At 64.4% G+C, this 22897-nt stretch carries 24 protein-coding genes; 14 read left to right on the top strand and 10 right to left on the bottom strand.

What is annotated here, in order from left to right:
* Window positions 1-61: 61 nt before the first annotated feature.
* On the bottom strand, window positions 62-2965 hold the full coding sequence (locus tag BT115_RS16150) for a M16 family metallopeptidase (protein ID WP_072323627.1): 2904 nt from the start codon (window positions 2963-2965) through the stop codon (window positions 62-64).
* Between the two features lie 177 nt (window positions 2966-3142).
* Here BT115_RS16150 and BT115_RS18690 point away from each other — a divergent pair, with 177 nt between their 5' ends.
* The 8 genes from BT115_RS18690 to BT115_RS16115 all read left to right on the top strand — a co-directional run bounded on the left by BT115_RS18690 (window position 3143) and on the right by BT115_RS16115 (window position 8179).
* Window positions 3143-3316 (top strand): hypothetical protein, encoded by a 174-nt coding sequence (locus tag BT115_RS18690; protein ID WP_177257432.1) that lies wholly within the window; start codon window positions 3143-3145, stop codon window positions 3314-3316.
* A 31-nt stretch (window positions 3317-3347) separates the two neighbouring features.
* The gene (locus BT115_RS16145) at window positions 3348-3542 is read left to right on the top strand and encodes a hypothetical protein (protein WP_072323626.1); all 195 of its coding nucleotides are present in this window, start codon (window positions 3348-3350) and stop codon (window positions 3540-3542) included.
* 7 nt (window positions 3543-3549) lie between these two features.
* A complete protein-coding gene (locus BT115_RS16140) occupies window positions 3550-4017 on the top strand; it encodes a tRNA (cytidine(34)-2'-O)-methyltransferase (RefSeq protein WP_072323625.1) in 468 nt (155 codons plus the stop codon).
* A gap of 51 nt (window positions 4018-4068) precedes the next feature.
* Complete coding sequence (locus BT115_RS16135; protein ID WP_072323624.1) at window positions 4069-4737, top strand: ubiquinone biosynthesis accessory factor UbiJ; 669 nt, start codon at window positions 4069-4071, stop codon at window positions 4735-4737.
* Window positions 4734-6383, top strand: coding sequence for a ubiquinone biosynthesis regulatory protein kinase UbiB (gene ubiB, locus BT115_RS16130; RefSeq protein WP_072323623.1), 1650 nt, complete (start codon window positions 4734-4736; stop codon window positions 6381-6383). The genes BT115_RS16135 and ubiB overlap by 4 nt, the downstream gene beginning before the upstream one ends.
* A gap of 2 nt (window positions 6384-6385) precedes the next feature.
* Window positions 6386-7108 carry a pseudouridine synthase gene (locus BT115_RS16125; protein WP_083527529.1) on the top strand — a complete coding sequence of 241 codons (723 nt, stop codon included), beginning with the start codon at window positions 6386-6388 and terminating at the stop codon, window positions 7106-7108.
* Between the two features lie 64 nt (window positions 7109-7172).
* A complete protein-coding gene (arfB, locus tag BT115_RS16120) occupies window positions 7173-7595 on the top strand; it encodes an alternative ribosome rescue aminoacyl-tRNA hydrolase ArfB (protein WP_072323622.1) in 423 nt (140 codons plus the stop codon).
* Complete coding sequence (locus BT115_RS16115; protein ID WP_072323621.1) at window positions 7592-8179, top strand: 1-acyl-sn-glycerol-3-phosphate acyltransferase; 588 nt, start codon at window positions 7592-7594, stop codon at window positions 8177-8179. The genes arfB and BT115_RS16115 overlap by 4 nt, the downstream gene beginning before the upstream one ends.
* A gap of 39 nt (window positions 8180-8218) precedes the next feature.
* Here the strand turns inward: BT115_RS16115 and BT115_RS16110 are convergent, their stop codons facing one another.
* The gene (locus BT115_RS16110) at window positions 8219-8617 is read right to left on the bottom strand and encodes a hypothetical protein (protein ID WP_072323620.1); all 399 of its coding nucleotides are present in this window, start codon (window positions 8615-8617) and stop codon (window positions 8219-8221) included.
* A 184-nt stretch (window positions 8618-8801) separates the two neighbouring features.
* Here BT115_RS16110 and BT115_RS18515 point away from each other — a divergent pair, with 184 nt between their 5' ends.
* A complete protein-coding gene (locus BT115_RS18515; protein ID WP_143144597.1) occupies window positions 8802-9305 on the top strand; it encodes a hypothetical protein in 504 nt (167 codons plus the stop codon).
* Here the strand turns inward: BT115_RS18515 and BT115_RS16100 are convergent, their stop codons facing one another.
* Complete coding sequence (locus BT115_RS16100; protein WP_083527528.1) at window positions 9306-10337, bottom strand: LysR family transcriptional regulator; 1032 nt, start codon at window positions 10335-10337, stop codon at window positions 9306-9308. It lies immediately after the preceding gene.
* Between the two features lie 132 nt (window positions 10338-10469).
* Between BT115_RS16100 and aceB the strand changes: the two genes are divergently transcribed.
* Both aceB and aceA read left to right on the top strand, forming a co-directional pair.
* Complete coding sequence (gene aceB / locus BT115_RS16095; protein WP_072323618.1) at window positions 10470-12068, top strand: malate synthase A; 1599 nt, start codon at window positions 10470-10472, stop codon at window positions 12066-12068.
* A gap of 22 nt (window positions 12069-12090) precedes the next feature.
* Window positions 12091-13380 carry an isocitrate lyase gene (gene aceA / locus BT115_RS16090; RefSeq protein ID WP_072323617.1) on the top strand — a complete coding sequence of 430 codons (1290 nt, stop codon included), beginning with the start codon at window positions 12091-12093 and terminating at the stop codon, window positions 13378-13380.
* Between the two features lie 293 nt (window positions 13381-13673).
* On the opposite strand, the gene BT115_RS16085 is transcribed toward aceA, so the two are convergent.
* On the bottom strand, window positions 13674-15218 hold the full coding sequence (locus tag BT115_RS16085; protein WP_083527527.1) for an N-acetylmuramoyl-L-alanine amidase family protein: 1545 nt from the start codon (window positions 15216-15218) through the stop codon (window positions 13674-13676).
* A 301-nt stretch (window positions 15219-15519) separates the two neighbouring features.
* Here BT115_RS16085 and BT115_RS16080 point away from each other — a divergent pair, with 301 nt between their 5' ends.
* The gene (locus tag BT115_RS16080; RefSeq protein WP_072323615.1) at window positions 15520-16299 is read left to right on the top strand and encodes a YkgJ family cysteine cluster protein; all 780 of its coding nucleotides are present in this window, start codon (window positions 15520-15522) and stop codon (window positions 16297-16299) included.
* A 75-nt stretch (window positions 16300-16374) separates the two neighbouring features.
* On the opposite strand, the gene BT115_RS16075 is transcribed toward BT115_RS16080, so the two are convergent.
* Together BT115_RS16075 and BT115_RS16070 are read right to left on the bottom strand one after the other, a co-directional pair.
* Window positions 16375-17874, bottom strand: coding sequence for a YifB family Mg chelatase-like AAA ATPase (locus tag BT115_RS16075; protein ID WP_072323614.1), 1500 nt, complete (start codon window positions 17872-17874; stop codon window positions 16375-16377).
* A gap of 174 nt (window positions 17875-18048) precedes the next feature.
* The gene (locus BT115_RS16070; RefSeq protein WP_072323613.1) at window positions 18049-18303 is read right to left on the bottom strand and encodes an accessory factor UbiK family protein; all 255 of its coding nucleotides are present in this window, start codon (window positions 18301-18303) and stop codon (window positions 18049-18051) included.
* A gap of 181 nt (window positions 18304-18484) precedes the next feature.
* On the opposite strand from BT115_RS16070, the gene glnK reads away from it, so the two are divergent.
* Window positions 18485-18823, top strand: coding sequence for a P-II family nitrogen regulator (glnK, locus tag BT115_RS16065; protein ID WP_072323612.1), 339 nt, complete (start codon window positions 18485-18487; stop codon window positions 18821-18823).
* 19 nt (window positions 18824-18842) lie between these two features.
* On the opposite strand, the gene BT115_RS16060 is transcribed toward glnK, so the two are convergent.
* Both BT115_RS16060 and gpmA read right to left on the bottom strand, forming a co-directional pair.
* Window positions 18843-19367, bottom strand: coding sequence for a DUF1453 domain-containing protein (locus tag BT115_RS16060; protein ID WP_072323611.1), 525 nt, complete (start codon window positions 19365-19367; stop codon window positions 18843-18845).
* A gap of 141 nt (window positions 19368-19508) precedes the next feature.
* On the bottom strand, window positions 19509-20243 hold the full coding sequence (gpmA, locus tag BT115_RS16055; protein ID WP_072323610.1) for a 2,3-diphosphoglycerate-dependent phosphoglycerate mutase: 735 nt from the start codon (window positions 20241-20243) through the stop codon (window positions 19509-19511).
* Window positions 20244-20430: 187 nt separating this feature from the next.
* Here gpmA and BT115_RS16050 point away from each other — a divergent pair, with 187 nt between their 5' ends.
* Window positions 20431-21078 (top strand): hypothetical protein, encoded by a 648-nt coding sequence (locus BT115_RS16050; RefSeq protein ID WP_072323609.1) that lies wholly within the window; start codon window positions 20431-20433, stop codon window positions 21076-21078.
* A 42-nt stretch (window positions 21079-21120) separates the two neighbouring features.
* Here BT115_RS16050 and hemF read toward each other — a convergent pair whose 3' ends face one another.
* Complete coding sequence (gene hemF, locus BT115_RS16045; protein WP_072323608.1) at window positions 21121-22023, bottom strand: oxygen-dependent coproporphyrinogen oxidase; 903 nt, start codon at window positions 22021-22023, stop codon at window positions 21121-21123.
* Between the two features lie 99 nt (window positions 22024-22122).
* Window positions 22123-22833: a YdcF family protein gene (locus BT115_RS16040; protein ID WP_072323607.1), complete on the bottom strand. Its 711-nt coding sequence runs from the start codon at window positions 22831-22833 to the stop codon at window positions 22123-22125.
* Window positions 22834-22897 lie beyond the last annotated feature (64 nt).

The raw sequence follows: 22897 nt of genomic DNA, 5'->3' as shown, positions 1-22897 counted from the left end.
TGGATGGCTATGCTAGCCGGACGAGCGATGGGGCGCGACGATCGATCGCGCCCCATCGTCCTCAGGGCTTCGAAGGTTCCGCTACCGGCGCCTTCGTATGTGCACCACCGGACGCGGCCGCTTGCTTGACCGGATGCCCATCGGCGTCGATCACCTGCACTTCGCCGAGGTGCAAGGCGCGCACCGGGGCCTCGATCTTGCGCAGGTCGCCCACGATCACCCAGGTGATCGCATCCGGACGTACGACGGCACTGAGTGCCGCTTCCGCAGCCTTGCGATCTACGGCTTCGATACGCGGCTTGAGCGTCTGCACGTAGTCGTCGGGACGGTCGTAGACGACGATGCCGCTCATGGCGCCCAGTACCGAGCCGGTGGTTTCGAAGCTGCCCGGCAGGGCACGGATGCGCTGCGCGCGGATCTTCGCAATCTCATCGTCGGTCAGCGGCTTGGCACCGACGACCGCCTTGGCTTCCTTGAGAATTTCCGCCGCCGATTCCGCCGTCTTGTCGGTCTGCACCGGCGCGTAGATCAACATGGGGCGCTGCCCCTGAGCTTCGGCGAGCAAGCTGCTGGCACCGTAGGCCCAGCGTTTTTCCTCGCGCAGGTTCATGTTGAGACGCGACGTGAACGTGCCGCCGAACGCGCCGTTGGCGATGCCAAGATCGATGGCGTTCTTCGCTTTCGTGGACGGCGCGAGCAAGCCCGCGAGGATCAGCGATTGCGGTGCGTCCGTGCGATTGATGAGGAACACGCGCGGCTTCGTCTGCACGGCGACCTCGCCGATGCGCTTCTTCGGCACGGGCGTGGTGGGCGGGGTCCAGTCGCCGAACACCGCATCGAGCTGCGGAAGGATCGCCGCCAGCGTGGTATCGCCCGCCACCAGAATGCGTACGTTGTCGGGGCGCAGGAAGTCCCGCTGGAAGCCCTTGAAGTCGTCCACGGTCAGCGACGAGATCGCGTCGGCGGTGCCACTGCCCGTGAACGGTATGCCATAGGCGTGGTCCGGACCGTAGAGCAACGGCGGCAAGGTGCGCATGGCAAGACCGGTGGGCTCGGTCTTCTCCTGCGCGATGCCCGCAAGCCACTGCCCACGGATGCGCTCGACATCCTCGGTCTTGAAGGCCGGATGACGCACGATGTCCGCGAACAACGCCAGCGACGGAGGCAGCTCGGCGTTGAGCGCATTGAGGCCCACCGCACACGTGTCGAGCGAGCAATCCGCGTTCACGGCGGCACCGAGGCGCTCCTTGCGCCGCGCGACCTCGACAGAATCGAGCGACGTGGTGCTTTCCTCCAGCAAGGCGGAGGTGAAGCTGGCAGTGCCGAGCTTGCGCCCTTGGTCGGCCGCGTAGCCCGCATCGAACAGCAACTGAATCTGGGTCACGGGCACCGTGTGGCGTTCCGCCAGCACGACCTCGATGCCGTTCTTCAGGCGTCCACGCTGCAGGGCCGGAAAGACCAGGTCAGGGAAGGCGTCGACCGATGGCACGCCCTTGGCGCGATCCACCGCCGGGGCGGCGACCGTGTAGGCCTTGGCCGGGGGTTCGACCACTGCGGGACGCTGGCTCGACGGCCCGAGCCCCACCACCGCCTTGTCTTCCGCCGCCGGATCGAGGCCTGGCTTTGCCGGCAGCACGGTCAAGGTGTAGTTGCCCTTGCCCAGCCACGTCTTCGAGGCTGCCAGCACCGACGCGGCGGTCGCCGCATCCGAACGGGCGAGGTCTTTCTTGTAGGCCTCCGGATCGTTCCGGTAGACCTGACCCTCGGCGAGGATCGCGGCCTTGCCGCCCGAGCCACCGACCTTTTCGAGACCGCGGATGAACCCAGCGCGGTTGAGCACTTTCGCACGAGCAAGCTCGTCCTCGGTCGGACCGTTGGCAAGGAAGGTCTTCCACACGTCCGCGATCGCCGCCTCGACCTTGGCAGGATCCACACCGTTCGTCACGGCGACGGTCAACTGCACCTGACCGGCCAGGGCGAACGGCGAGATGCCGAGACTCACGTCGTCGGCCAGCTTGTCCTGGTAGACCAGCCGCTGATACAGCCGCGAGGTCTTGCCGCCGCCGAGCACCGTGGTGGCGAGGTCCAGCAGGATCGCATCGTCGGTGCCGAGCTGAGGCACGACCCATGTGCGGATGATGCGAACCTGCGCGACCTGATCATGCTGCACGCCGCGAGTGGCCTTTTCCACGGGCGTGATCCACGGCTGCTGACGCGGCACCGGCGGGCCGGCGGGGATATCGCCGAAGTACTTCTCGGCCTTCGCCTTGGCCTGTGCGACCGTGATGTCGCCAGCCAGCACGAGCGTGGTGTTGGCCGCGCCGTAATAGTCGTGGAACCACTTCTTGACGTCGGCGAGCGAGGCGGCGTCCAGGTCGGCCATGGAGCCGATCGTGTCGTGGTGATACGGATGATTGGCGGGATAGGTGTTGACCAGCACGTTCTCATCGACGCGCCCGTAAGGGCGGTTCTCGTCCTGACGCTTCTCGTTCTGCACCACGCCGCGCTGCGTATCCAGTTCCTTCTGCCCGATGGCGCCCAGCAGATGACCCATGCGGTCGGACTCCATCCACAGCGCCATGTCGAGCGCGGTGGTCGGCACGGTCTCGAAATAGTTCGTGCGGTCGAACCAGGTCGTGCCGTTCATGTCGGTGGCACCGGCCATCTCGAACGGCTGGAAGTAGGTGCCCTTGTGGTTCTCCGAACCGGAGAACATGAGGTGCTCGAAGAGATGGGCGAAGCCCGTCTTGCCTGCAGGCTCGTCTGCCGAGCCGACGTGGTACCAGATGCTGACCGCGACGACAGGCGCCTTGTGGTCCTCGTGCACGACGACGGTCAGCCCATTGGGCAACTGGAAGCGTTGGTAGGGAATATCGGGAATGGCGTCCGACGACACGGGGGCAGCCGACGCGGCACCGATAAAAAACGACAGCCCGGCAACCAGCAGGGCGCGGAATGGGTTCATGTACGACTCCTCAGTGGGCCTTCGTGGCCTCTGGTCACGCAGGCTAGCCCGCGTCGTCTGTCAGGCGCAATCAGGCGCCACTTAAAGCCTCGGACGGTGTCCGGTGCGGCGCGGGCAGTGTCCGCGGACACGGTCGCCCTCTGAGCGGACCTGACAAACCTCATACGAATCAGCTCATTGCTGACAATCGAAAGCTGGCACGGCGTTTGCGTTACTAGTCCTGCCAAGCCGGAGGGCATTCCCCCGGTACGCCCTGAGGAGAACGCCATGAAATACGAAATGTTGATGCTGCGCAGCCTGCTCGTGACCTCGATGCTGATCTGCGGCCTGACCCTCGGCCAGATGTTCTGACCCCTCCTATCGAACCTGAGGAACCGACACCATGAAACACGAACTCCTGATGTTGCGCAGCCTGCTGGTGGCGTCGCTGCTGGTTTGCGGCCTGATCCTGGGCAACATGCTCACCTACGCCGGCGAGCCCATCCAACTGGCGACGCTGAGCGCTTCGACAAGCCTCACGGCGGCAAGCTGCGCCCTGCCCCCGGATGGCGTCGTCTGCCCGCGCGCGGCCTCATAATGGGGGCATGCCCCACGTCATCCTTTTCCGACCCGAGATACCGCCCAATACGGGCAACGTGATTCGCCTCTGCGCCAATACCGGCGCGGACCTGCACCTCGTACGACCGCTCGGTTTCGAGCTGGACGACGCCCGCCTCCGCCGCGCGGGGCTGGATTACCACGAGTTCGCCCGCGTCGCGGTCCATGACGATCTCGATGCCTGCCTCGACGCCATCGGCCATCCACGCGTGTTCGCCTTCTCGACCCGCGGCCGCCGGCTGCATACCGACGTGCCCTTCGCCAACGGCGACGCCCTGCTGTTCGGCTGCGAAACGGCAGGCCTGCCCGACGACGTGATCGACGCGCTGCCCGAGCCACAGCGCATCCGCCTGCCCATGCGACCCGGGAACCGAAGCCTCAACCTGTCCAACGCCGTGGCGGTCGCCGTGTTCGAAGTGTGGAGGCAGGCCGGGTTCGAGGGTGCGGCACCTTAGACACGTGGCGCTCACGCGTGGCTGCGGACCCGCCAAGCTACAATCGGCCGCATGACTCCCGATCGCCCCGCGGCCGACGCCGGCCCCAACCGCTTCCTGCCCCGCCCCTTGCGCGCCCTCGCTGGCCGCGCCATGGAGGCGGCGCTCAACCGCGTCGTGGACCTCGACCCCGATACACGCGCACGCTTCGACGCACTCGACGGCCGCAGCATCCAGGTGCATCTGGATGGTCCGGACCTGGCCCTGCGTGTTTCCGTGGCGAAGGGGCGGCTTCGCGTGGGCCCGCCGGAAGACAACGGCACACTCCGCGTCAAGGCGACCCCAGGCAGCCTGCTCGCCATGGCGCTGCGTCGCGATGACGACGGCGTGGCACCCGGAAAGGTGGACATCGCCGGCGATGCCGAACTCGCTCGCCGGCTGGAACGGCTTGCGCGGCAGTATGCGCCCGACATCGAGGAAGCCTTCGCAAAGACCTTTGGCGACGTCATCGGCGTGCCGCTGGCCAAAGCATTGCGCGACGCCTTGGGTCACGCCCGCGAAAGCGCTGCGCATCTGACCGAGGACACGGCGGACTGGCTGCGTGACGAGGCGCGCGTAGCGGTCTCGCCGAGCGAAATGGACGGGTTCCTCGACGGCGTCGATGCCGTGCGCGAACGCGCCGAACGCGCCGAGGCGCGGTTCGCCCGGCTGGAACGGATGATCAAGGGGACCGGCGCATGACGCCGCTGCGTCTACTGCCCCGCCTGCTGCGTGTGGCCGCCGTCCTCCTCAAGTACCAGCTCGACGATCTCGTGGATGGCGCGCACCTGGTCCGTCCACTGAATATCGTGCGGCCGTTTTTCCCGAAGGCGACCGCCGAGGTGCGCGCGCTGCCGCGCGGTGCGCGTCTGCGTCTCGCCCTCACCGAGCTGGGGCCCATCTTCGTCAAAGCCGGTCAGGTGCTTTCGACGCGCCGCGACCTCGTTCCGGCGGATGTCGCCGACGAACTCGCCTTGCTACAGGATCAGGTGCCGCCGTTCCCCGGCGCCGAAGCCCGTGCGATCGTCGAACGGGAACTGAAAGCGCCCGTCGGCGTGCTCTTCGCATCGTTCCAGGAAACCGCGCTGGCCTCCGCGTCCATCGCGCAGGTTCACGCAGCGACCCTGCACGACGGCCGCGAGGTGGTGGTCAAGGTGCTGCGGCCGGGCATCGATACCCGCATCGCCGCCGACGTCGACCTGCTGCACACGCTGGGTCAGCTCGCCCAGCGCTGGCATCCCAATGCCGACAAGATCCGGCCGCTGGAAGTGGTGGCCGAAGTCGAGAAGATGCTTTCCAACGAACTCGACCTGCAGCGCGAAGGCGCCAGCGCAAGCCTCCTGCGCCGCAATTTTGCCAGCGGCATCGATCTGTACGTGCCGGAAGTGCATTGGGACTTCAGCACCGAACGCGTGCTTACCCTGGAGCGCGTGCGCGGCGTGAGCGCCGACGACGTGGCGGCGATCGACGCTGCAGGACTCGATCGCAAGCGCCTCGCCGCGAAGGGCGTACGACTCTTCTACGAGCAGGTCTTCCGCGACAACTTCTTCCACGCCGATGCACACCCGGGGAACATCTGGGTCGACACCTCGCGCGTGGACGAGCCGCGTTTCATCGCGCTGGACTTCGGCATCATGGGTTCCTTGCCCGAAGCCGACCAGTACTGGCTCGCCGAGAATTTCATCGCCCTGTTCGAACGCGACTACGCACGCATCGCGCAACTGCATGTCGCGGCAGGCTGGATGCCCACCACCATTCGCCTGGACGAACTGGAAGCGGCCGTACGCACGGTGTGCGAGCCGTACTTCACCCGCCCGCTCGCGCAGATTTCCATCGCCGAGCTGGTGGTGAAGCTGTTCCAGACCGCGCGTCGTTTCGAACTGACCTTGCAGCCGCAGCTGATCCTGCTGCAGAAGACGCTGCTCAACATCGAAGGTGTCGGACGCACGCTCGATCCCGACATCGACATATGGGCCGTGGCGCACCCGGTGCTGAAGCGCATCCTCCGCGAGCGCTACAGCATGCGTGCGACGCTGCGTGATGTGCGCCGCCGTCTGCCGGAATGGATTCACAGTGCACCGCGTATGCCCGAACTGGTGCGCGATGCCCTGCGCCAGGTCGCCAGCGGCGAACGCCGCGAAGTCGCCGATCCCCTGGCGCTAGCGTTGGCTCGCGATGACGCACGCCGGATGCGTCGCCTGGTCGCGTGCGGGTTGCTCGGTGCGTCGCTGCTGCTGTGCGCCGCACTGGTCGGCACACTGGCGTCTCACGGCCTCTGGCCCGCGGTCGGCATGGCATTGGCCGGATTGGTTGCGTTCGCTGCCGGCTGGCCGCGTCGCGCGCCCTGATCGTGCTGGAGATCCTGTATCAGGACGACGACATCGTCGCCGTCAACAAGCCGGCCAACCTCGCGGTGCATCGCTCGACCTTCGTCGGACCGGACGATGCCTTCCTGATCGACCTGCTGCGCGAACAGGTGGAAGGGCGCCTGCACCTCGCCCACCGACTCGATCGCGCCACCTCGGGCGTACTGCTCGTGGCTCGCGCGGCGGACGTGGCGGCACGGTTGGGTGAACAGTTCATGGGGCGCAGCGTTCGCAAGCGTTACCTCGCCGTCGTGCGGGGCTGGCCCGAGCCCGAGGAAGGCACGGTGGACTATCCCCTGCCCGGTTCACGCGAGACCGGTCCGCGGAAGGACGCCCGCACCGACTACCGGCGCCTAGCCACCGTCGAAGTGGACATCGCGCTCGGCCGCTACGAGAAGCAACGGTACGCCTTGGTGGCTGCCGAACCGCAGACCGGACGCTTCCGCCAGATTCGCAAGCACTTCGCGCATATCCACCATCCCATCGTGGGCGACAGCCAGCACGGCCGAGGCGACCACAATCGCCTGTTCAAGCAGCACTTCGGCTCGCACCGCCTGCTTCTTCACGCAGATGCCCTGTCGTTTTCGCATCCGGTGAGCGGACAACCGTTGACGCTGCAGGCGAGCCTCGACGACACCTGGAACCGTATGCTCGACCGGTTCGACTGGCGTGCTGCGTTCGCAGCATGGCGTGACGCAGCGGGTTGAGCATGCGTTGGCGGCGGCTCCGGGGCTACGCGAATAGGTAAACAGGCCCTAGAATCCGTCCGCCATGCTCACCGTGACCGGAACCATCGCCATTCCCGACGCCGAACTCGTCGAACGCTTCATGCGTGCAGATGGGCCGGGAGGTCAGCACGTCAATCGCACGGAGAGCGCGGTGGAACTGCGCTTCGACGTAGCCGGCTCACCCTCGCTGCCCGACGACGTGCGGCAGCGGCTTCTCGCACGCCGCGATCGCCGCATGACGGATGCCGGCGTGCTTGTGATCCAGGCGCGTCGATTCCGCGATCAGGCACGCAATCGCGACGACGCACGCGATCGACTCGTTGCGATCATCCTCGAAGGCACGCGCGTGGAAAAGAAGCGTCTCGCGACCAGGCCTACGCGAGCGTCGAAGGAGCGTCGTCTCGCCGGCAAGGCACAACGCGGCCAGACCAAGCGCACACGCTCGCGCGACTGGAGCCGCGAGTGAAGGGTGTGCCCGCGCATCTTCCCGTGCAGGCGCCATCGCTGCCGGATTCGCGCTGGAAGCGCTTCTGTCGCTGGGCCATCCTGCGCAGCGGCTGGCGCATTGTGGGCGAACTGCCGAACCTGCCCAAACTGATTCTTATCGGCGCGCCGCATTCGTCCTACTGGGATGGCGTCTGGGGGCTATTGATGAAGTCGGCGATCGGGCTCGACCTCAGCGTCATGATCAAGCGCGAAGTGTTGAACGGCCCGTTTGGACCGGTCGTGCGCCGCCTCGGCATGATTCCCATCGATCGCTCGGCTGCCACGAACGTCGTCGATCAGATGGTCGCGCGCTTCGCCAGTCACGAGACGATGTGGCTGGGCATCACACCGGAAGGCACGCGCAAACCCGTCAAGCAATGGAAGTCCGGCTTCCTGCGTATCGCCCGCGCCTCCGGCGTGCCGATCCAACCGATCTTCATCGACTATCCGACGAAGACCTTCACCATCGGTCCGCTGGTCCACCCCACCGATGACCTCGATGGCGACATGGCGCGCGTCCGCGCACTGTTCGTCGGGTACCACGGGAAGCGTCGAGACGCTTGAGAGAAAAGGCGCCGCGGAAGAACCACGACGCCCTATCGATCAGCCCATGCCGCGGCGATGGCGGACCTTGTATTCCACAGCCCTCGCCCAATCATTCCTTGCCACGATTCGATACGTGCCGGGACCCAGGTCTGGAACGTAAGACGAAATACCACTGGTCATATCGACCCAGCCAGTCCCGCCAAGTCTCTGAAGAATGATTGTCGCACCGGAACCCGATGCGGAGAACGAACTGTGGCATGTCGTATTCCACGTAAATACCACTTCCGACTCGTAGGACCTTAGCCTTCCCTCCGAGGTCAACTGCGGGAAATAGGCGAAGCAACGACCCCAATCGCCGCGCCCCTGGTTGATGACCTGCCGAGAGAACTGCGCTTGCGCCGGTATTGCGCCAGCGATGAGCGCAGTCATCGCAAGCATGCGGATCAAAACCTTCATGAAAGGCCCCTTGAATGCGCACGATTGCGCTTGGTGACTTTATGAAACAGATCCCCGCCGCGCCCATCGGCCGTCGGACTTGCCACGCGTAGGTTTGCGCATGCACGAACACTGAATCAGCCCTACATCTTGCGAGATCGGAGGACGTCGCCACGGCGCCTTTCACCGACTACCACGCCCCGCCATGAGCGCGATGCTTGATGCTCGCAACGATGAGGGGATACGCATGGACTACACGATTGGCATGAGGGCGCCACGCAGCTTCACGGCAGGCGAGCAACTGGCGCGAGAACGTCCTAATCCATGCGGTTATCGAGACCGCCCTGTGGAGAAAGGCGACCCATCCCGTGTCGCGGAGGATATGCCGAAAGAGATTCAAGAGCGGCTTTCACGCTTGAATCTTCGTTCAATCGATTCGGAAGATCTCCGCGATCTCGTTGGCGAACTCATGCTGGAGGGCTACGTCTCGCAAAGAGCAGCCACGAAGTTCTCCCTTTATCACCTCGACCACCCCGGCAAGCTCGACCTCACCCAGTGGATCGACGCCGCGCGAGCGGACATCAAGAAAGGCACGTTCCACGGTTATCCCGTGGCGCTACAAGGTCAGGAAGCCGGCATCGATGCAGCCGAAGGCATCCTCAAGCTGGTGGATTACTTGAATGGCCGCCTCGTGGATGTCCACGCCTAGTCATCGCTCGGAGTGCCCCGACTCGTCGTAGTCGCGATGCGTCAGCAGGCCGGGGCGAATGAGATCGATGAAGGCTCGGGCTTCCGGGCTGAGGAACTTGCCCTTGCGCATCACCACGCCGTAGCTGCGCTGCGGGAAGTACCGACGTAGGTTGCGCACGACGAGACGTTGTTTGTCCGCTTCGGTGATGCAAATACCGGTGACGATCGAAATGCCCAGACCCATCGCGACGTATTGCTTGATGACGTCCCAGCCACCGACTTCGATCGCGACGGTGTACGGCACGTGGCGCTGCTGGAACACCATGTCGACCAGGCGGAACGTCGTCAGCCGTTGAGGCGGCAGGATCAGGCCATAGGGCGACAGGTCCTCGAGGGTGATGTCCTCCTTGGTGGCCAACGGATGGTCGGGAGGCATGATGAGCATGGGGTCGTAGTGGTACACAGGCGCCCACGCGATGTCCTGTGGCACGTCGAGCATCGAGCCGATGGCGATATCCGCCTCGTCGGCACGCAGCAGTGCGAGGCCGTCCTTCCCGGTCACGTTCGCCAGTTGCAGATGGACGTCCGGATGGCGCTCGCGATACGCCTTCACGAGTTCCGGCAGCAGGTACTGGATCGTGGAAGACCCGGCCGCGACGGTGAGCTTGCCGCCCGGCCTGCCTCGCGTCTTGAGATGAAATTCGCGATCGAGGTTCTCGAACCCTTCGACCAGTGGCCGCGCTATCTCGTAGAGCGCCTCGCCGGCATCGGTCAGGGTGATGCGGCGGCGCGTGCGCTCGACCAGTGGCGCGCCCATCTCCCGCTCAAGCGCCTTGAGCTGGAGGCTCACGGAAGGTTGAGACAGGAACAAGGCCTCTGCGGCCCGGCTCAGCGTTCCCATACGGGTGATGTAAACGAAGGCCCGGAGCTGCTTGAGCCGGTTGCCCTTGTAGTAGAAGCGAGCGGCTGCGTCGGCCTCGGCCGGCTTGGGAGTCCCGACGCGACGGGTCGATTTTGCGCCAACAACGCGGGCATTCAGCTTCTTCGGCACCTTTTATCCCTTCACTTTCAGTTATTTATAAACCTTATTAGCTTTATTAATACTAATCTTTGAAACATATGCTTTGTCAAAAGCATGCCTCCGGACCTAGCGTGAATCAACACCGCAGCGGAGGACGGTTTCATGGCAGTACCCCAGAGCGCGATCGACCGGCATCCCGACGTCAAGTTTGGCGACGGCCGCTCCCCCTACGACGACATCCTCACCCCGGCTGCCATCGCGTTCGTTGCCGACCTGCACCGTCGTTTCGATGCGCGCCGTCTCCAGTTGCTCGCCGAGCGGACGGCGCGCCAGCAGCGCTACGACGCGGGCGACCTCCCCGACTTCCGCGCCGACACCGTCGCACTACGCGAAGGGAATTGGACGGTGGGGCCCATTCCGGCCGCCCTGCGCGACCGCCGCGTGGAGATCACCGGCCCGGTCGAACGAAAGATGATCATTAACGCCCTCAATTCCGGAGCGAAGGTGTTCATGGCCGACTTCGAGGATTCGAGCGCGCCCACCTGGGCAAACCAGATGGACGGCCAGCGCAATCTGCGCGACGCCGTGGATGGCAGCATCGAATTCACCAGCCCCGAGGGAAAGCATTACCAGGTCGGTGACAACCCTGCCGTGCTGGTTGTGCGTCCGAGGGGATGGCACCTGCCCGAGCGGCACGCTGAGGTGGACGGCGATGTGGTGGCGGGCGCATTCGTGGACTTCGGGCTGTTCGCATTTCACAACGCCAAGCGGCTGCAGGAGCGCGACCGCGGTCCGTATTTCTACCTGCCGAAGCTTCAGAGCATGGAAGAAGCGGCGCTGTGGAACGATGTGATGACCCACGCCGAAGACGCGCTCGGTCTGCCCCGGGCCAGCATGAAGGCGACGGTGCTGATCGAGACCTTACCGGCCGTGTTCCAGATGCACGAGATCCTTCATGCGCTGCGCGAGCGCGTAGTGGGTCTCAACTGTGGTCGCTGGGATTACATCTTTTCGTATCTGAAAACCTTCCGCGCGCACGCCGATCGCCTGCTGCCCGAGCGCGGCCAAGTCGCCATGACGGTGCCGTTCCTGAAGGCGTATTCGGAACTGCTCATCCAGACCTGCCACCGCCGAGGCGCGTTCGCCATGGGTGGTATGGCAGCGCAGATCCCCATCCGCGGTGACGAGGCGGCCAACGAAGCGGCCATGGCGAAAGTTCGCGCGGATAAGTTGCGCGAAGTGACGGCCGGCCACGACGGTACCTGGGTCGCCCACCCCGCCCTCGTACCCGTCGCGCAGGCGGTGTTCGACGAACACATGCCATCACCGAATCAGTTGCACGTGATGCGCGACGACGTACACGTGACTCGCGATGCACTGATTGCCCCCGCGATCGGCACGATCACGCGGCAGGGCTTCGATAACAACGTGGAGGTCTGCCTGCGTTACACCGCCGCATGGCTGGACGGCATGGGCTGTGTACCGATCCACCACCTGATGGAGGACGCGGCCACGGCGGAGATCGCACGGTCACAGCTCTGGCAGTGGTTGCACCACGGACCGCTCGAATTCAGCGACCACGCACCCATCACCGGCGCGCTGTTCGATCACGCACTCGCGACGCATTGCCATCGCTTGAAAGAGAGCCAGCACCCTGGCGCACGTCGCGCCGAAGAGGCTGCGGCATTGATCGCCGCGCTGACCCACGCCGAAGAACTCCGCGATTTCCTGACCCTGCCCGCTTACGAACACTTGCATTGATCACGCGCCTAGGAGCCCGACCATGAAGACGCATACCGCTGAACAGATCACGCTCGATTGGAAGAACAACGACCGTTGGCAGGGCATCGAACGGCCTTATACCGCCGAGGACGTGCTGCGCCTACGTGGCAGCATCCAGGTCGAATACACCCTGGCGCGACGTGGCGCCGAACGCCTGTGGCGTTCGCTCAACGAGCAGCCTTACGTGAACGCCCTGGGTGCGCTCACGGGTAACCAGGCCATGCAGCAGGTCAAGGCCGGGCTGCAAGCCATCTATCTGTCGGGCTGGCAGGTCGCAGCCGATGCCAACACTGCAGGCACGATGTACCCCGACCAGTCACTGTATCCGGTGGACTCGGTGCCGAACGTGGTTCGTCGCATCAACAAGACGCTGCTGCGCGCCGATCAGATTCATCACGCCGAAGGCAAGAACGGCATCGACTGGCTGGTGCCGATCGTCGCCGATGCGGAAGCCGGTTTCGGCGGCGTCCTCAATGCGTATGAACTCATGTCGCACATGATCGAGGCTGGCGCGGCAGGCGTGCATTTTGAAGATCAGCTTGCCAGCGCCAAGAAGTGCGGACACATGGGCGGCAAGGTGCTGGTGCCGACGCAGGAAGCGGTGCAGAAGCTCGTCGCCGCACGTCTCGCCGCCGACGTGGCAGGCGTGCCGACGCTCATCGTTGCGCGTACCGATGCCATGGGCGCCGCGCTGGTCACGTCGGACGTCGACGATTACGACAAGCCTTTCCTTACCGGCAAGCGCACGGTCGAGGGATTCCATGAGAGCCGCCAGGGCATCGAACAGGCCATCAGCCGCGGCCTTGCCTATGCCCCGTATGCCGACCTGATCTGGTGCGAGACGTCCACGCCGGACATGGCTCAGGCGCAGCAGTTCGCGGAAGCGATCCACGCGAAGTTCCCAGGGAAGAAGCTCGCGTACAACTGCTCGCCCAGCTTCAACTGGAAGAAGAATCTCGACGAGAAGACCATCGCGGACTTCCAGAAGCGCCTGGGCGAGATGGGCTACGCGTTCCAGTTCATTACGCTGGCGGGTTTCCACGCGCTGAACTACTCGATGTTCCAGTTGGCGCGTGGTTATCGCGATCGCCAGATGGCCGCGTATGTGGAGTTGCAGGAAGCGGAATTCGCCGCCGAAAAAGATGGCTACACCGCCGCCAAGCACCAGCGTGAAGTGGGCACGGGCTACTTTGACACCGTGAACCAAGTCATCGCCGGCTCGCTCAGCTCGCTCTCGGCGCTCAGCGGCTCCACGGAGGAAGAGCAGTTCCATCCGGCATCTGCTGCTTGAGAGATCCCCATGGCCTTGCCGGGTCGATGATCCGGCGAGGCCGGCGCGCATAAGAACATCGGCCTGCGCCTGGAAGGCGGGCCGATGTGCGGACAAAAGGGTGGTCCCGCGAAGAAAAGGCCGGGTCCCGGTGCTGGAGCGGGGGGAGGGAGGGGTATCCAACACCGGGACAGGGCGGGCAGCCATTAAGAGAACCGCCTGGTACAGAATTCTCCCCGCGCACCCCCTATTTGTCAACCCATCGGTACATGAAATAAGTATTAACTCTGGAGGGCGGACGGCGTTACGAGGGGTCAGGCCTTGGGCTGGCAGTGAACGGTTGAAAGCGCCTCGGCCTTCACCCCGTCCGCATCGGTGAAGGTGACGTTCCATTTCATCGTCATCGGCTGCGAAGAGGAACAGCTATGCGTGATGGTCCGCGGCGTTTCCGCGGTGGCGAAGCGACCTCCCAACGACACGCACAAAATCCCGGACGGGCACTCGGCCACCGTCGACGTGTACTTGACCGGGAATCGCGGGAACCCTCCGAAGACGATCTCCGCATCACGGGTCGAGTCGGAGACCACGGTCACTTCTGAATAAGTGGCACTGAATGTCTCGCACCCATTGCCTTCCTTGAACATGCGGTAGGCTTTTTCGAGACCGCGCATTGCGAGGTCTTGAAAGACATAACTCTGAATGGCCACCGCATCCTTGGGATTCGTATGAAATCCCATCTCAGCAATAATGCTTGGCATCTCTGCCAAGCGGTTCTCACCGTGATTCTTCGGACTGCTCACCAGTGCCACCGGGAAGTCTGCATAAGCGCTGTTCGTTCTTAGGCTCTCCCGCATGTAGCACAACGCCAGGTCGCCTAAACGTTTGCTATCGGAGCTATTGGGTTGATGGAAAACTTCGACTCCGCGTCGACTTGCGCTGGCTGCATTCGTATGCAGGTGGATAAGCGCATCCACACCGAGATGGTTTGCATATAAAGGGCGACTTCTGATGTCTTGCTCGCGCTCGCCCGTGCTCGTCGCTCGGGCGCTTCCCGCACTATTCCAAATCTCTGCATGTTCGGGCAGTACGTTTTTGATGTGGTAGCGGGCAGCCATGAGAGACCAAGGTTGGGCACTATCGGGATGCGCAGATATATCGGTTGAGCGTGCGCGATGTACGGTGGAATTGCTGCGGTCCCGTAAATAGTCCTGCAGACGACGGGCAAATGCCGGCGTTATGAAATCCTCGACAATCCCGTTCGTGCGATCTCTTTGCGCGCGCCAGTCCTTATATTTCGAGTTGTAGTAGATGCCGTGACCAGCCGCCACGAGAACCTTGCTTTCTCCAATGTCACGCTTGGATCGGCTTCTCGCCTGCGGATTGACTTCAAGTACACGACGCTCGGTCGGACCGCGCTCCTCCGGAAAGTAATCGAAGATGTCCTTGCCATCGAACCAGATGCTCACCCGATAGATTTCAGTCGGCTTCTCGGTGTAGTAGAGAATGTCGGCGATCTCGTTGACACGCTCCTCCAGGGATATCGAGTAATGCGGCGGAAGAAATCCCTTACCAAGGTCAATGTTGATCGTGTCGCCTTCGTCGCTGTACCAAACTTTGGGGACGATCATCGCTTGCTGACCCTCAAGGGGTTCCTTTTGGGTCAAATACTGCTGAACAAGCGCAGTAAGTATCTGCTCGAACTCGATACGTTCTGCGATAGGCGCCTTTGGCAAATCATTCGATTGCCTTGAAGGTCCTACCTGCTCCGCTGCGGACACACCATCGGACGAGACGCATGTAGTCGCCACGATGGCAACAAGCGCGAGGTACCGCGTGATTGACAGTCTTAAATTTCTCATAGAGGGCTCCGTAGACGGCAGCGATGCAAGTGAGACGTTCGTTGCACCCCTAGACTCGTCGCTTCATCGCACCCAACGTAGCGGCTCGTGCCTGCATTGCAGCGCAAGTCGTTGCCTCGACGAATGACGGACGACACCTTGCGCATCCCTCGTACTAGCCTGCATCTCCGACCCGCGATGCCCTCGGCATTCGCCACCTCGTCGCATCGCCTAGAATCGGCACATCTGCCGTAACCGAATTCCGCCGCCGCGCGAACAACCCTTCGCCGATGTCGGATCGGCGCCAGGGATCGAGGGGCTCATGACCATCAACTTCTCTTGCACCATGTGCGGCCGCTGTTGCCACGGATTGCGCTTGCCGATCGGCGTGGACGAGGCGGTGGCATGGCTGCGAGACGGCGGTCAGGTGCAGCTCTTCTGCGAAGCGATTCCCTGGCCAGCGGAGCCGCCGGCCGACAACCTGCTGGCCTGGTACAAACGTCGCCGGGCATTCGCGGCGACCAGCGGGCAGCTTCCCTTGCGGGTCATCGTCTCGCTGATGGCGGCGTTTACGGATGCCTGCCCGAACCTCCTGCCGGACTTCCGCTGCGGCATCTATGAGCGGCGGCCTCGTGCCTGTCGGGTGTATCCCGCCGAGGTAAACCCCTTCGTCGTGCTGGAACGGGATGCCAAGCTATGTCCGCCTGAGGCTTGGGAATCCGCGCAGGTATTGAAGAACGACGATGGAACGTGGGCCGATCCGGAGGTGGCTGCGTCGGTGGTCGGCATGCAGGAAGCCGACGCACGGGACGCCGACGTCAAGGCACGCCTGTGCGCCATCCTCGGCGTCGCGCGCAGCGGACTGTCGAACGAGGGTGTCGTGATCCACGCGCCCGATGGTCAACGCTTGCTTGCGGCCCTGGAGCAGGCGACCGCTGGCGGCGATCCGGCGAGGCAGCCCGCTGCCCCCTGGGAGATCGTCTCCCACCGGCAGGCCACACTCGATTTGCTTCACTCGGCCGGGTGCGCGTCGCTGCCCGCCTCGGCGCTCGTGGGGCAGGACGTCAGCTTCCTTGGATTCGTTCCGGGCGATCCCGCGTGACATTCTGTTGCGTGATGGACAGGCCGTATGTACCCGCCATGTGACCGCGCGGCTTTCGTTGGAACTGCGCCCGAATCAGAACCGGCGGTAGTGCATCGCTTCCGCCAGGTGCACCTTCTCCACGCAACCCGTTCCGCCTTCGAGATCGGCGATCGTGCGCGCCACGCGGAGAATGCGATGGTATGCGCGCGCAGAGGCGCCGAGCTTGTCCAGGGCCGTCTCCAGCCATTCGCGGTCGGAGCTCTGCAAGGCACAGTCGCGTTCGAGGTTCACGACACTGAGTTCGGCGTTGGCCTGGCCGGCCCGCAGCAGCGCCTTCTCACGCGCGGCGATCACGCGCGCACGCACGGTGGCGCTGTCATCGTCGCGCGGACCACGCACGGATGCGACTTCCGCAAGCGGTACGCGCGGCACCTCCACACAGAGGTCGATGCGGTCGAGTAGCGGCCCGGAGATCCGGCTGCGATAGCGCTGCACCTGATCGGGCGTGCAGCGACATTCATGAAAGGAGTCACCCGCGTACCCACAGGGGCAAGGATTCATCGCGGCGACGAGTTGGAACTCGGCAGGGAACGTCGATTGCCGTGCGGCGCGCGAGATCACGATCTGCCCGGATTCCAGCGGTTCCCGAAGCACTTCCAGTACGTGGCGACTGAACTCGGGTAATTCGTCGAGGAACAGCACGCCGTTATGGGCCAAGGAAATCTCGCCCGGTCGCGGCGACGATCCGCCGCCGACGAGCGCGACACCTGACGCTGTGTGATGAGGTGCGCGGAAGGGGCGGCGGCGCCAGCAACTCGGATCGATGTCCTCACCCGACAGCGAACGAATGGCGCAGCTCTCCAGCGCTTCGGACTCGGTCATGGGCGGAAGGATGCCGGGAAGCCGCTCCGCCAGCATGGTTTTGCCGGTACCGGGCGGACCGATCAGCAGCAGGTGGTGACCACCGGCCGCAGCGATCTCCAATGCGCGGCGCGCCTGATGCTGGCCGCGGATGTCACGCATGTCCGGGCCGCAGGTCGGCATGTCGTAAAAGTCGGCTGCCTCGGGAGCCGTCAGTTCCGCTTGGCCGCGAAGCCAGGCACAGACCTCGGCAAGGCTATCGGCAAGCAGGACATCGCCTTCGCCGATCAGCGCGGCTTCGGCAGCGTTCGCGCGTGGCACCACGATACGCCGGCCGCTGCGCCGGGCACGGATCAGCGCAGGGAGTATCCCGGTCACCGCCCGCAACTCGCCGGACAGCGCCAGCTCGCCGAGGAACTCGCAATCGTCGAGTCGCTCGCGCGGCACCTGCGAACCCGCAGCCAGGATGCCCAGCGCAATGGCAAGGTCGAACCGGCCGCCATCCTTCGGCAACTCCGCAGGTGCGAGGTTTACCGTCACCCGCCGATTGGGGTACTCGAAGGCCGTATTTTGGATGGCGACGCGCACCCGGTCACGGGCTTCGCGGACCGCCACCTCGGGAAGCCCGACGATGGACGTGGATGGCAGACCGCCGGAAAGATGAACTTCGACGACGACTTGCGGCGCCGCGACACCTTCCTGCGCGCGCGAAAGGGTGACGGCGAGGCTCATGGCGACGAATATCGTAAACGGTAACGGACCGTCACGAGCAGCGAACCTTCGTGATCCAAGTGGGACCGGGTTCGCATGCGCACTCCTTTGCGATCACAGGGAAAATAACCGCCCCCGACCGCTCTCGGGGTGAGGGTGACGGATCGGGGGCGGTCCCGGGACGTGCGGCCGTCCTTACTGGCCGCGGTTTGCCGCGCTGACTTCTAGGTCGGCAAGGCGCTTTTCCAAAAGCTCGAGTCGCTCGCGCGTACGCGCCAGAACCTGACTCTGAACATCGAATTCTTCGCGAGTTACGAGATCGAGGCGGCGTAGTCCTTGCGCCAGAATGTCTTTGAAGTTGGCCTGCATGTCCTCACGCGCTTGCGCCAACCCTGGCGGAACCAACGATGCCAACCGCTGTGCGAGTTGATCGATACCCTGCACATCCATCTTGCGCACCTCGATGTCGTGGAATGAAGTTTAAGTGATGGGTTTGTAGGCGCTATAGGCCTACGCCTACAGTTAGTGTAGGGGTTTTCCTACAAGCTACCGTATGGAGACGGGTCCGGGACCCGGTGGCACAATGGCGTTCCGCCCGCCGGAGACCGGCCGTGCCCCTAGGAGTTCCAACATGAAGCTCGTGGTCGCCATCATCAAGCCCTTCAAGCTGGACGACGTCCGCGAGGCCCTCGCCGACGTAGGCGTGCAGGGGGTCACGGTGACCGAGGTGAAGGGTTTCGGGCGGCAGAAGGGCCATACCGAGCTGTATCGCGGTGCCGAATACGTGGTCGACTTCCTGCCCAAGATCAAACTCGAGGTGGCCGTGGCCGACGAACAGGTTGAGCGCGTGGTCGAGGCGATTCAGCAGGCTGCGCGTACCGGCAAGATCGGCGACGGCAAGATCTTCGTCAGCGCGCTGGATCAGGTGATCCGTATCCGAACTGGCGAGTTGGATAACGACGCCCTTTGATTCTGGACGTCGCTACCGGTCAGGCGACCTGCAGGGCGCGCTTGTGCCGACGGTGGTGTACGAGGATGCCGGCGTAGTAGGTCAGGTAGTAACCCACGGTCAGTCCGACGATCGCCATGGTCAGCGGGCTGTTGCCCGGCGCCGGCCCCTGGACGACACCGTCTCCCGTCAGCGCGGGCATCATGGCGAGAAAGCGCCATGCGAGGCGGCCCACCAACAGCGCCGTGAGTGCGCCACCCATCCACGGATTGGGCACGTAGTAGTCCGCGCCATCGGCGCCCGACTCGAAGCGGGTCAGGCGCAGGCCGAGCAGAAGCGCCAGCGCGGCACCACCGACCGCACCGCCCAGGGCACCTTGGGCGAGGCGCACGTCCTGCAGCCCCGACGTCATCATCAGGCACACGATCACGGCGAACATCACGACGCGTACGGTCATCCGTCGGGTGCGGATGAGCTGTCGGCCGAAGCTGCCGCGCACGCGGCGGTACACGGCAAACACCATCACGGGAGCGACGAACAGCGGGAGGACGGACGGAGCCAGCATGGCGGAAACCTCGGTGGGATCGTGTGAGGCCAGCTTAGCGAGCCACGGTTTTCGTTCGAGGGGCGATTGTGACCCGTCGCAGGTGACGGCTGTCATCCCGGCAGCGACCGCGGCCGGTGATGACAGCTAGGGCCCCCAGGCCTACTTGGCCTTACCCTGATTCGCCACGGCGGCCATCTTGGCCTCGATCTCCGCCTGATCGCCCAGGTAATAGTGCTTCACGGGCTTGAGGTCGGCGTCGAATTCGTAGACGAGCGGGATGCCGTTGGGGATGTTCAGCTCGGCGATGTCGTCATCGGAAATGTTGTCGAAGAACTTCACCAGCGCACGCATGGAATTGCCGTGGGCCGCCATCAGCACGTTATGCCCCGCGCGGATGGCCGGGGCGAGCACTTCGTGCCAATAGGGCAGCACGCGGGCCACCGTATCTTTCAGGCACTCGGTCAGCGGCACGTCGATGCCTTTGTACCGGTCATCGTCCGCGAACGAGGTGGCGCCCGGCTCCAGGGCCGGCGGCGGGGTGTCGTAGCTGCGCCGCCAGACGTGGACCTGCTCGTTGCCATACTTGGCCGCCGTTTCGGCCTTGTTGAGCCCGGTCAGCGCGCCGTAGTGCCGCTCGTTGAGGCGCCAGTCGGTCACGACCGGCACCCACATCAGGTCCATTTCGTCCTGCACGTGCCAGAGGGTCCGGACAGCGCGCTTGAGGTACGAGGTATGGGCTACGTCGAAGGTGAAACCGGCCTCCTTCAGCAGGCGACCGGCTTCACGCGCCTCCGCCACGCCCTGTTCGCTGAGGTCGACGTCGGCCCAGCCGCTGAAACGGTTCTCGAGGTTCCAGGCCGACTGGCCGTGGCGAATCATGACGAGCTTGTACATGGCATCCAACGATGGGGAGGAAAAATCCGATGGTGGAACCTGCGCCGGAGGCCGTCAACTTCGGGGCGCCCTTCCCTTCGCCGAGCCAGCGAGCGCCGGGCCGCATGGGGCCGCCCCTGCCGAGAGTCACGCTAAACCCTGGGCGCCCCCGGTGCATCCTAGAGGTCCACGCCACCGGAGTTCCGCCATGCGCCGCACCCTTCTTTCGCTTCTCATCGCGCTGTCCGCCTCAGGCGCCGTCTTGGCCGGCGACGACGTCAGCAAGGTCAATGGCACTGCCTCGGTAGAGGACGGGCAGCACGCCGGGGACGTCCACACGGTCAACGGCTCCGTGCGAATCGGCGCTCGCGCCGTGGTGCAACGAGCCACCACGGTGAACGGTTCCGTCGAACTGGGCGACGCGGCAACGGCGTCCACGGTCAAGACCGTGAACGGTGCCGTGCGACTGCACGAGAAGTCGCGAGCCAATGAGGTCGAGACGGTGAATGGACGGGTCGAACTCGCGCGCGGCGCCGAGGTGACCGGGCACCTTTCGAACGTCAACGGCGACATCAATCTCGACGGCGCCCATGTCGGCGGTGGCATCGAAACGGTGAATGCCGACATCACGGTGGGAGATGGCTCCCGAATCGAAGGCGGCATCCTGGTGAAGAAGCCTTCCACGAGCTGGTTCCACGACAACAACCGGGTGCCCAAGATCGTCATCGGCCCGCACGCCGTCGTGCAGGGATCGCTGACCTTCGAGCGCCCGGTCGAACTCTACGTCAGCGATTCGGCCGCCGTCGGCAAGATCGAAGGCGCCACGGCGAAGAAGTTCGCCGGCGCCTCGCCCTGAGGTCGTGCGTCATGCGACGCGGCGCGCACGGCGCCGCGTCGATCAGAGCCAGTCGCGAGGGACGAGGTAATCCTGCAGCCGTGCTTCCGCGCTGCCGGGTTCGGGCGTGTAGCCGTACTCGAAGCGCACGCGTGGCGGCAGGCTCATCAGAATCGACTCGGTGCGACCGCCGGACTGGAGTCCAAACAACGTGCCGCGGTCATACACGAGATTGAATTCCACGTAGCGCCCGCGGCGATACAGTTGGAACTCGCGTTCGCGTTCACCGTAGGGCATATCGCGGCGCCGCTCCACGATCGGTACATAGGCATCGAGGAAACCCTGCCCCACGTCGCGCATGAAGTTCATGCACCGCTCGAAGCCGCCTTCGTTGAGATCGTCGTAGAACAGGCCACCGACACCGCGCGTCTCGCCACGATGCTTGAGATAGAAGTAGTCGTCGCACCAGCGCTTGTAACGCGCGTAGACATCGTCGCCATAGGGTTCGCACAGGTCCTTCGCCACCGTGTGCCAGTGACGGACATCCTCGTCGAACGGATAGAACGGCGTGAGATCGAACCCGCCACCGAACCACCACACCGACTCGGCACCTTCCTTGCTGGCCTCGAAATAACGCACGTTCGCGTGCGTGGTCGGAACGTACGGATTGCGCGGATGCAAGACGAGCGACACACCCGTGGCGACGAAGCTGCCGCCGACGAGATCGGGACGATGCGCCGTGGCACTCGGCGGTAGCGGCGACCCCGACACACGGGAAAAGTTGACCCCCGCCTGCTCGAAGATGCGACCGTCGCGCAGCACGCGAGTGCGTCCACCGCCTCCGGCGGGACGCGTCCACGCGTCTTCCTCGAAGTCCGCCTCGCCATCGAGTGCCGCGACCGCGGTGCAGATACGGTCTTGCAGACCGCGCAGGAAGGCTTCGGCGATATCGGCTTGCTCGGACATGACGATCGATCCTGACGACGGCTAGCCCCAGAGCTTAGCAAGGTGCCGCATGACATCGCTGTGACATGCCGCCGCGCACGACGCCCCTGGCATAGGTACTCAGGAAATGCGCGCCGCCATGCGACGGTTCCCGCTCACCGCGGCCCAGCGCATGCCGGTGTCGATCCACATGAGGTAACCCGCCTCCATCATCAGGCGGACGATGTAGCGTCGCCCCAGCGGAAGGCGCTCTTCCGCTGCAACCGGCGCGGCATCGAAACCCAGTCGGCGTGCAAGATAGAGACAGCGCGCCAGATGGTAGCGACTGGTGACGAGCCAGACCGGCGGCAGCGACGCGTCGGCCGCTTCACGCAACAACTCGCGAGCGTGGCGCAGGTTTTCCAGCGAGTCGATGGATGCCTGTTCCAACTCCATGCGTACGGTGGCCGGCCAGCCCTGCTCCACCAGCCAGCGGCGCCCCGCCTCGGCCTCGCTGACCTCGCCGCCGCTCTGTCCGCCCAGCACGAGGACGCGGTCGGTGCGGCCTGCCCATGCGCCTTGCCGCCCCCGGGCAAGGCGCGCGACGAAATCCGCTTCGGGGCGGTCATCGACCAATCGGCGACCGAAGATCAGCATCGTGCGACGCTCCGACGGTCGCGTGGTACTTCGTCCCGCATGCCAGCAGACGCGGGCGAGATGGGCGACGTAGAGCAGGCCCAGCGTTGCCGTGAACGCCAAGGCGGTCATCAGCGCCGCGACGAGAATGTCCCGGTCGCTAAGATAGCGCCAGACGCCGCGGCGGAGGATTTTCGGAGCGTGGATGCCGGACATGCGACCGTCCCGGGGGAGAAGCAAAGTCTTGCGGATTCGGCACGTGCCATGCAATCGGCTGAAC

Origin of the sequence: Luteibacter sp. UNCMF366Tsu5.1 (assembly GCF_900119235.1) — a bacterium.
Lineage (GTDB): Bacteria > Pseudomonadota > Gammaproteobacteria > Xanthomonadales > Rhodanobacteraceae > Luteibacter > Luteibacter flocculans.
Note: the sequence above shows the minus strand (reverse complement) of the source record. Positions and strands in the feature narration are given on the sequence as shown.

What these genes read in the sequence shown, in the direction of transcription:
- BT115_RS16150 (WP_072323627.1), bottom strand. Translation starts at nt 2,965, where the DNA reads ATGAACCCATTCCGCGCCCTGCTGGTTGCCGGGCTGTCGTTTTTTATC.
- BT115_RS16145 (WP_072323626.1), top strand. Translation starts at nt 3,348, where the DNA reads ATGAAACACGAACTCCTGATGTTGCGCAGCCTGCTGGTGGCGTCGCTG.
- BT115_RS16140 (WP_072323625.1), top strand. Translation starts at nt 3,550, where the DNA reads ATGCCCCACGTCATCCTTTTCCGACCCGAGATACCGCCCAATACGGGC.
- BT115_RS16135 (WP_072323624.1), top strand. Translation starts at nt 4,069, where the DNA reads ATGACTCCCGATCGCCCCGCGGCCGACGCCGGCCCCAACCGCTTCCTG.
- ubiB (WP_072323623.1), top strand. Translation starts at nt 4,734, where the DNA reads ATGACGCCGCTGCGTCTACTGCCCCGCCTGCTGCGTGTGGCCGCCGTC.
- arfB (WP_072323622.1), top strand. Translation starts at nt 7,173, where the DNA reads ATGCTCACCGTGACCGGAACCATCGCCATTCCCGACGCCGAACTCGTC.
- BT115_RS16110 (WP_072323620.1), bottom strand. Translation starts at nt 8,617, where the DNA reads ATGAAGGTTTTGATCCGCATGCTTGCGATGACTGCGCTCATCGCTGGC.
- BT115_RS18515 (WP_143144597.1), top strand. Translation starts at nt 8,802, where the DNA reads ATGAGCGCGATGCTTGATGCTCGCAACGATGAGGGGATACGCATGGAC.
- aceB (WP_072323618.1), top strand. Translation starts at nt 10,470, where the DNA reads ATGGCAGTACCCCAGAGCGCGATCGACCGGCATCCCGACGTCAAGTTT.
- aceA (WP_072323617.1), top strand. Translation starts at nt 12,091, where the DNA reads ATGAAGACGCATACCGCTGAACAGATCACGCTCGATTGGAAGAACAAC.
- BT115_RS16085 (WP_083527527.1), bottom strand. Translation starts at nt 15,218, where the DNA reads ATGAGAAATTTAAGACTGTCAATCACGCGGTACCTCGCGCTTGTTGCC.
- BT115_RS16080 (WP_072323615.1), top strand. Translation starts at nt 15,520, where the DNA reads ATGACCATCAACTTCTCTTGCACCATGTGCGGCCGCTGTTGCCACGGA.
- BT115_RS16075 (WP_072323614.1), bottom strand. Translation starts at nt 17,874, where the DNA reads ATGAGCCTCGCCGTCACCCTTTCGCGCGCGCAGGAAGGTGTCGCGGCG.
- BT115_RS16070 (WP_072323613.1), bottom strand. Translation starts at nt 18,303, where the DNA reads ATGGATGTGCAGGGTATCGATCAACTCGCACAGCGGTTGGCATCGTTG.
- glnK (WP_072323612.1), top strand. Translation starts at nt 18,485, where the DNA reads ATGAAGCTCGTGGTCGCCATCATCAAGCCCTTCAAGCTGGACGACGTC.
- BT115_RS16060 (WP_072323611.1), bottom strand. Translation starts at nt 19,367, where the DNA reads ATGCTGGCTCCGTCCGTCCTCCCGCTGTTCGTCGCTCCCGTGATGGTG.
- gpmA (WP_072323610.1), bottom strand. Translation starts at nt 20,243, where the DNA reads ATGTACAAGCTCGTCATGATTCGCCACGGCCAGTCGGCCTGGAACCTC.
- BT115_RS16050 (WP_072323609.1), top strand. Translation starts at nt 20,431, where the DNA reads ATGCGCCGCACCCTTCTTTCGCTTCTCATCGCGCTGTCCGCCTCAGGC.
- hemF (WP_072323608.1), bottom strand. Translation starts at nt 22,023, where the DNA reads ATGTCCGAGCAAGCCGATATCGCCGAAGCCTTCCTGCGCGGTCTGCAA.
- BT115_RS16040 (WP_072323607.1), bottom strand. Translation starts at nt 22,833, where the DNA reads ATGTCCGGCATCCACGCTCCGAAAATCCTCCGCCGCGGCGTCTGGCGC.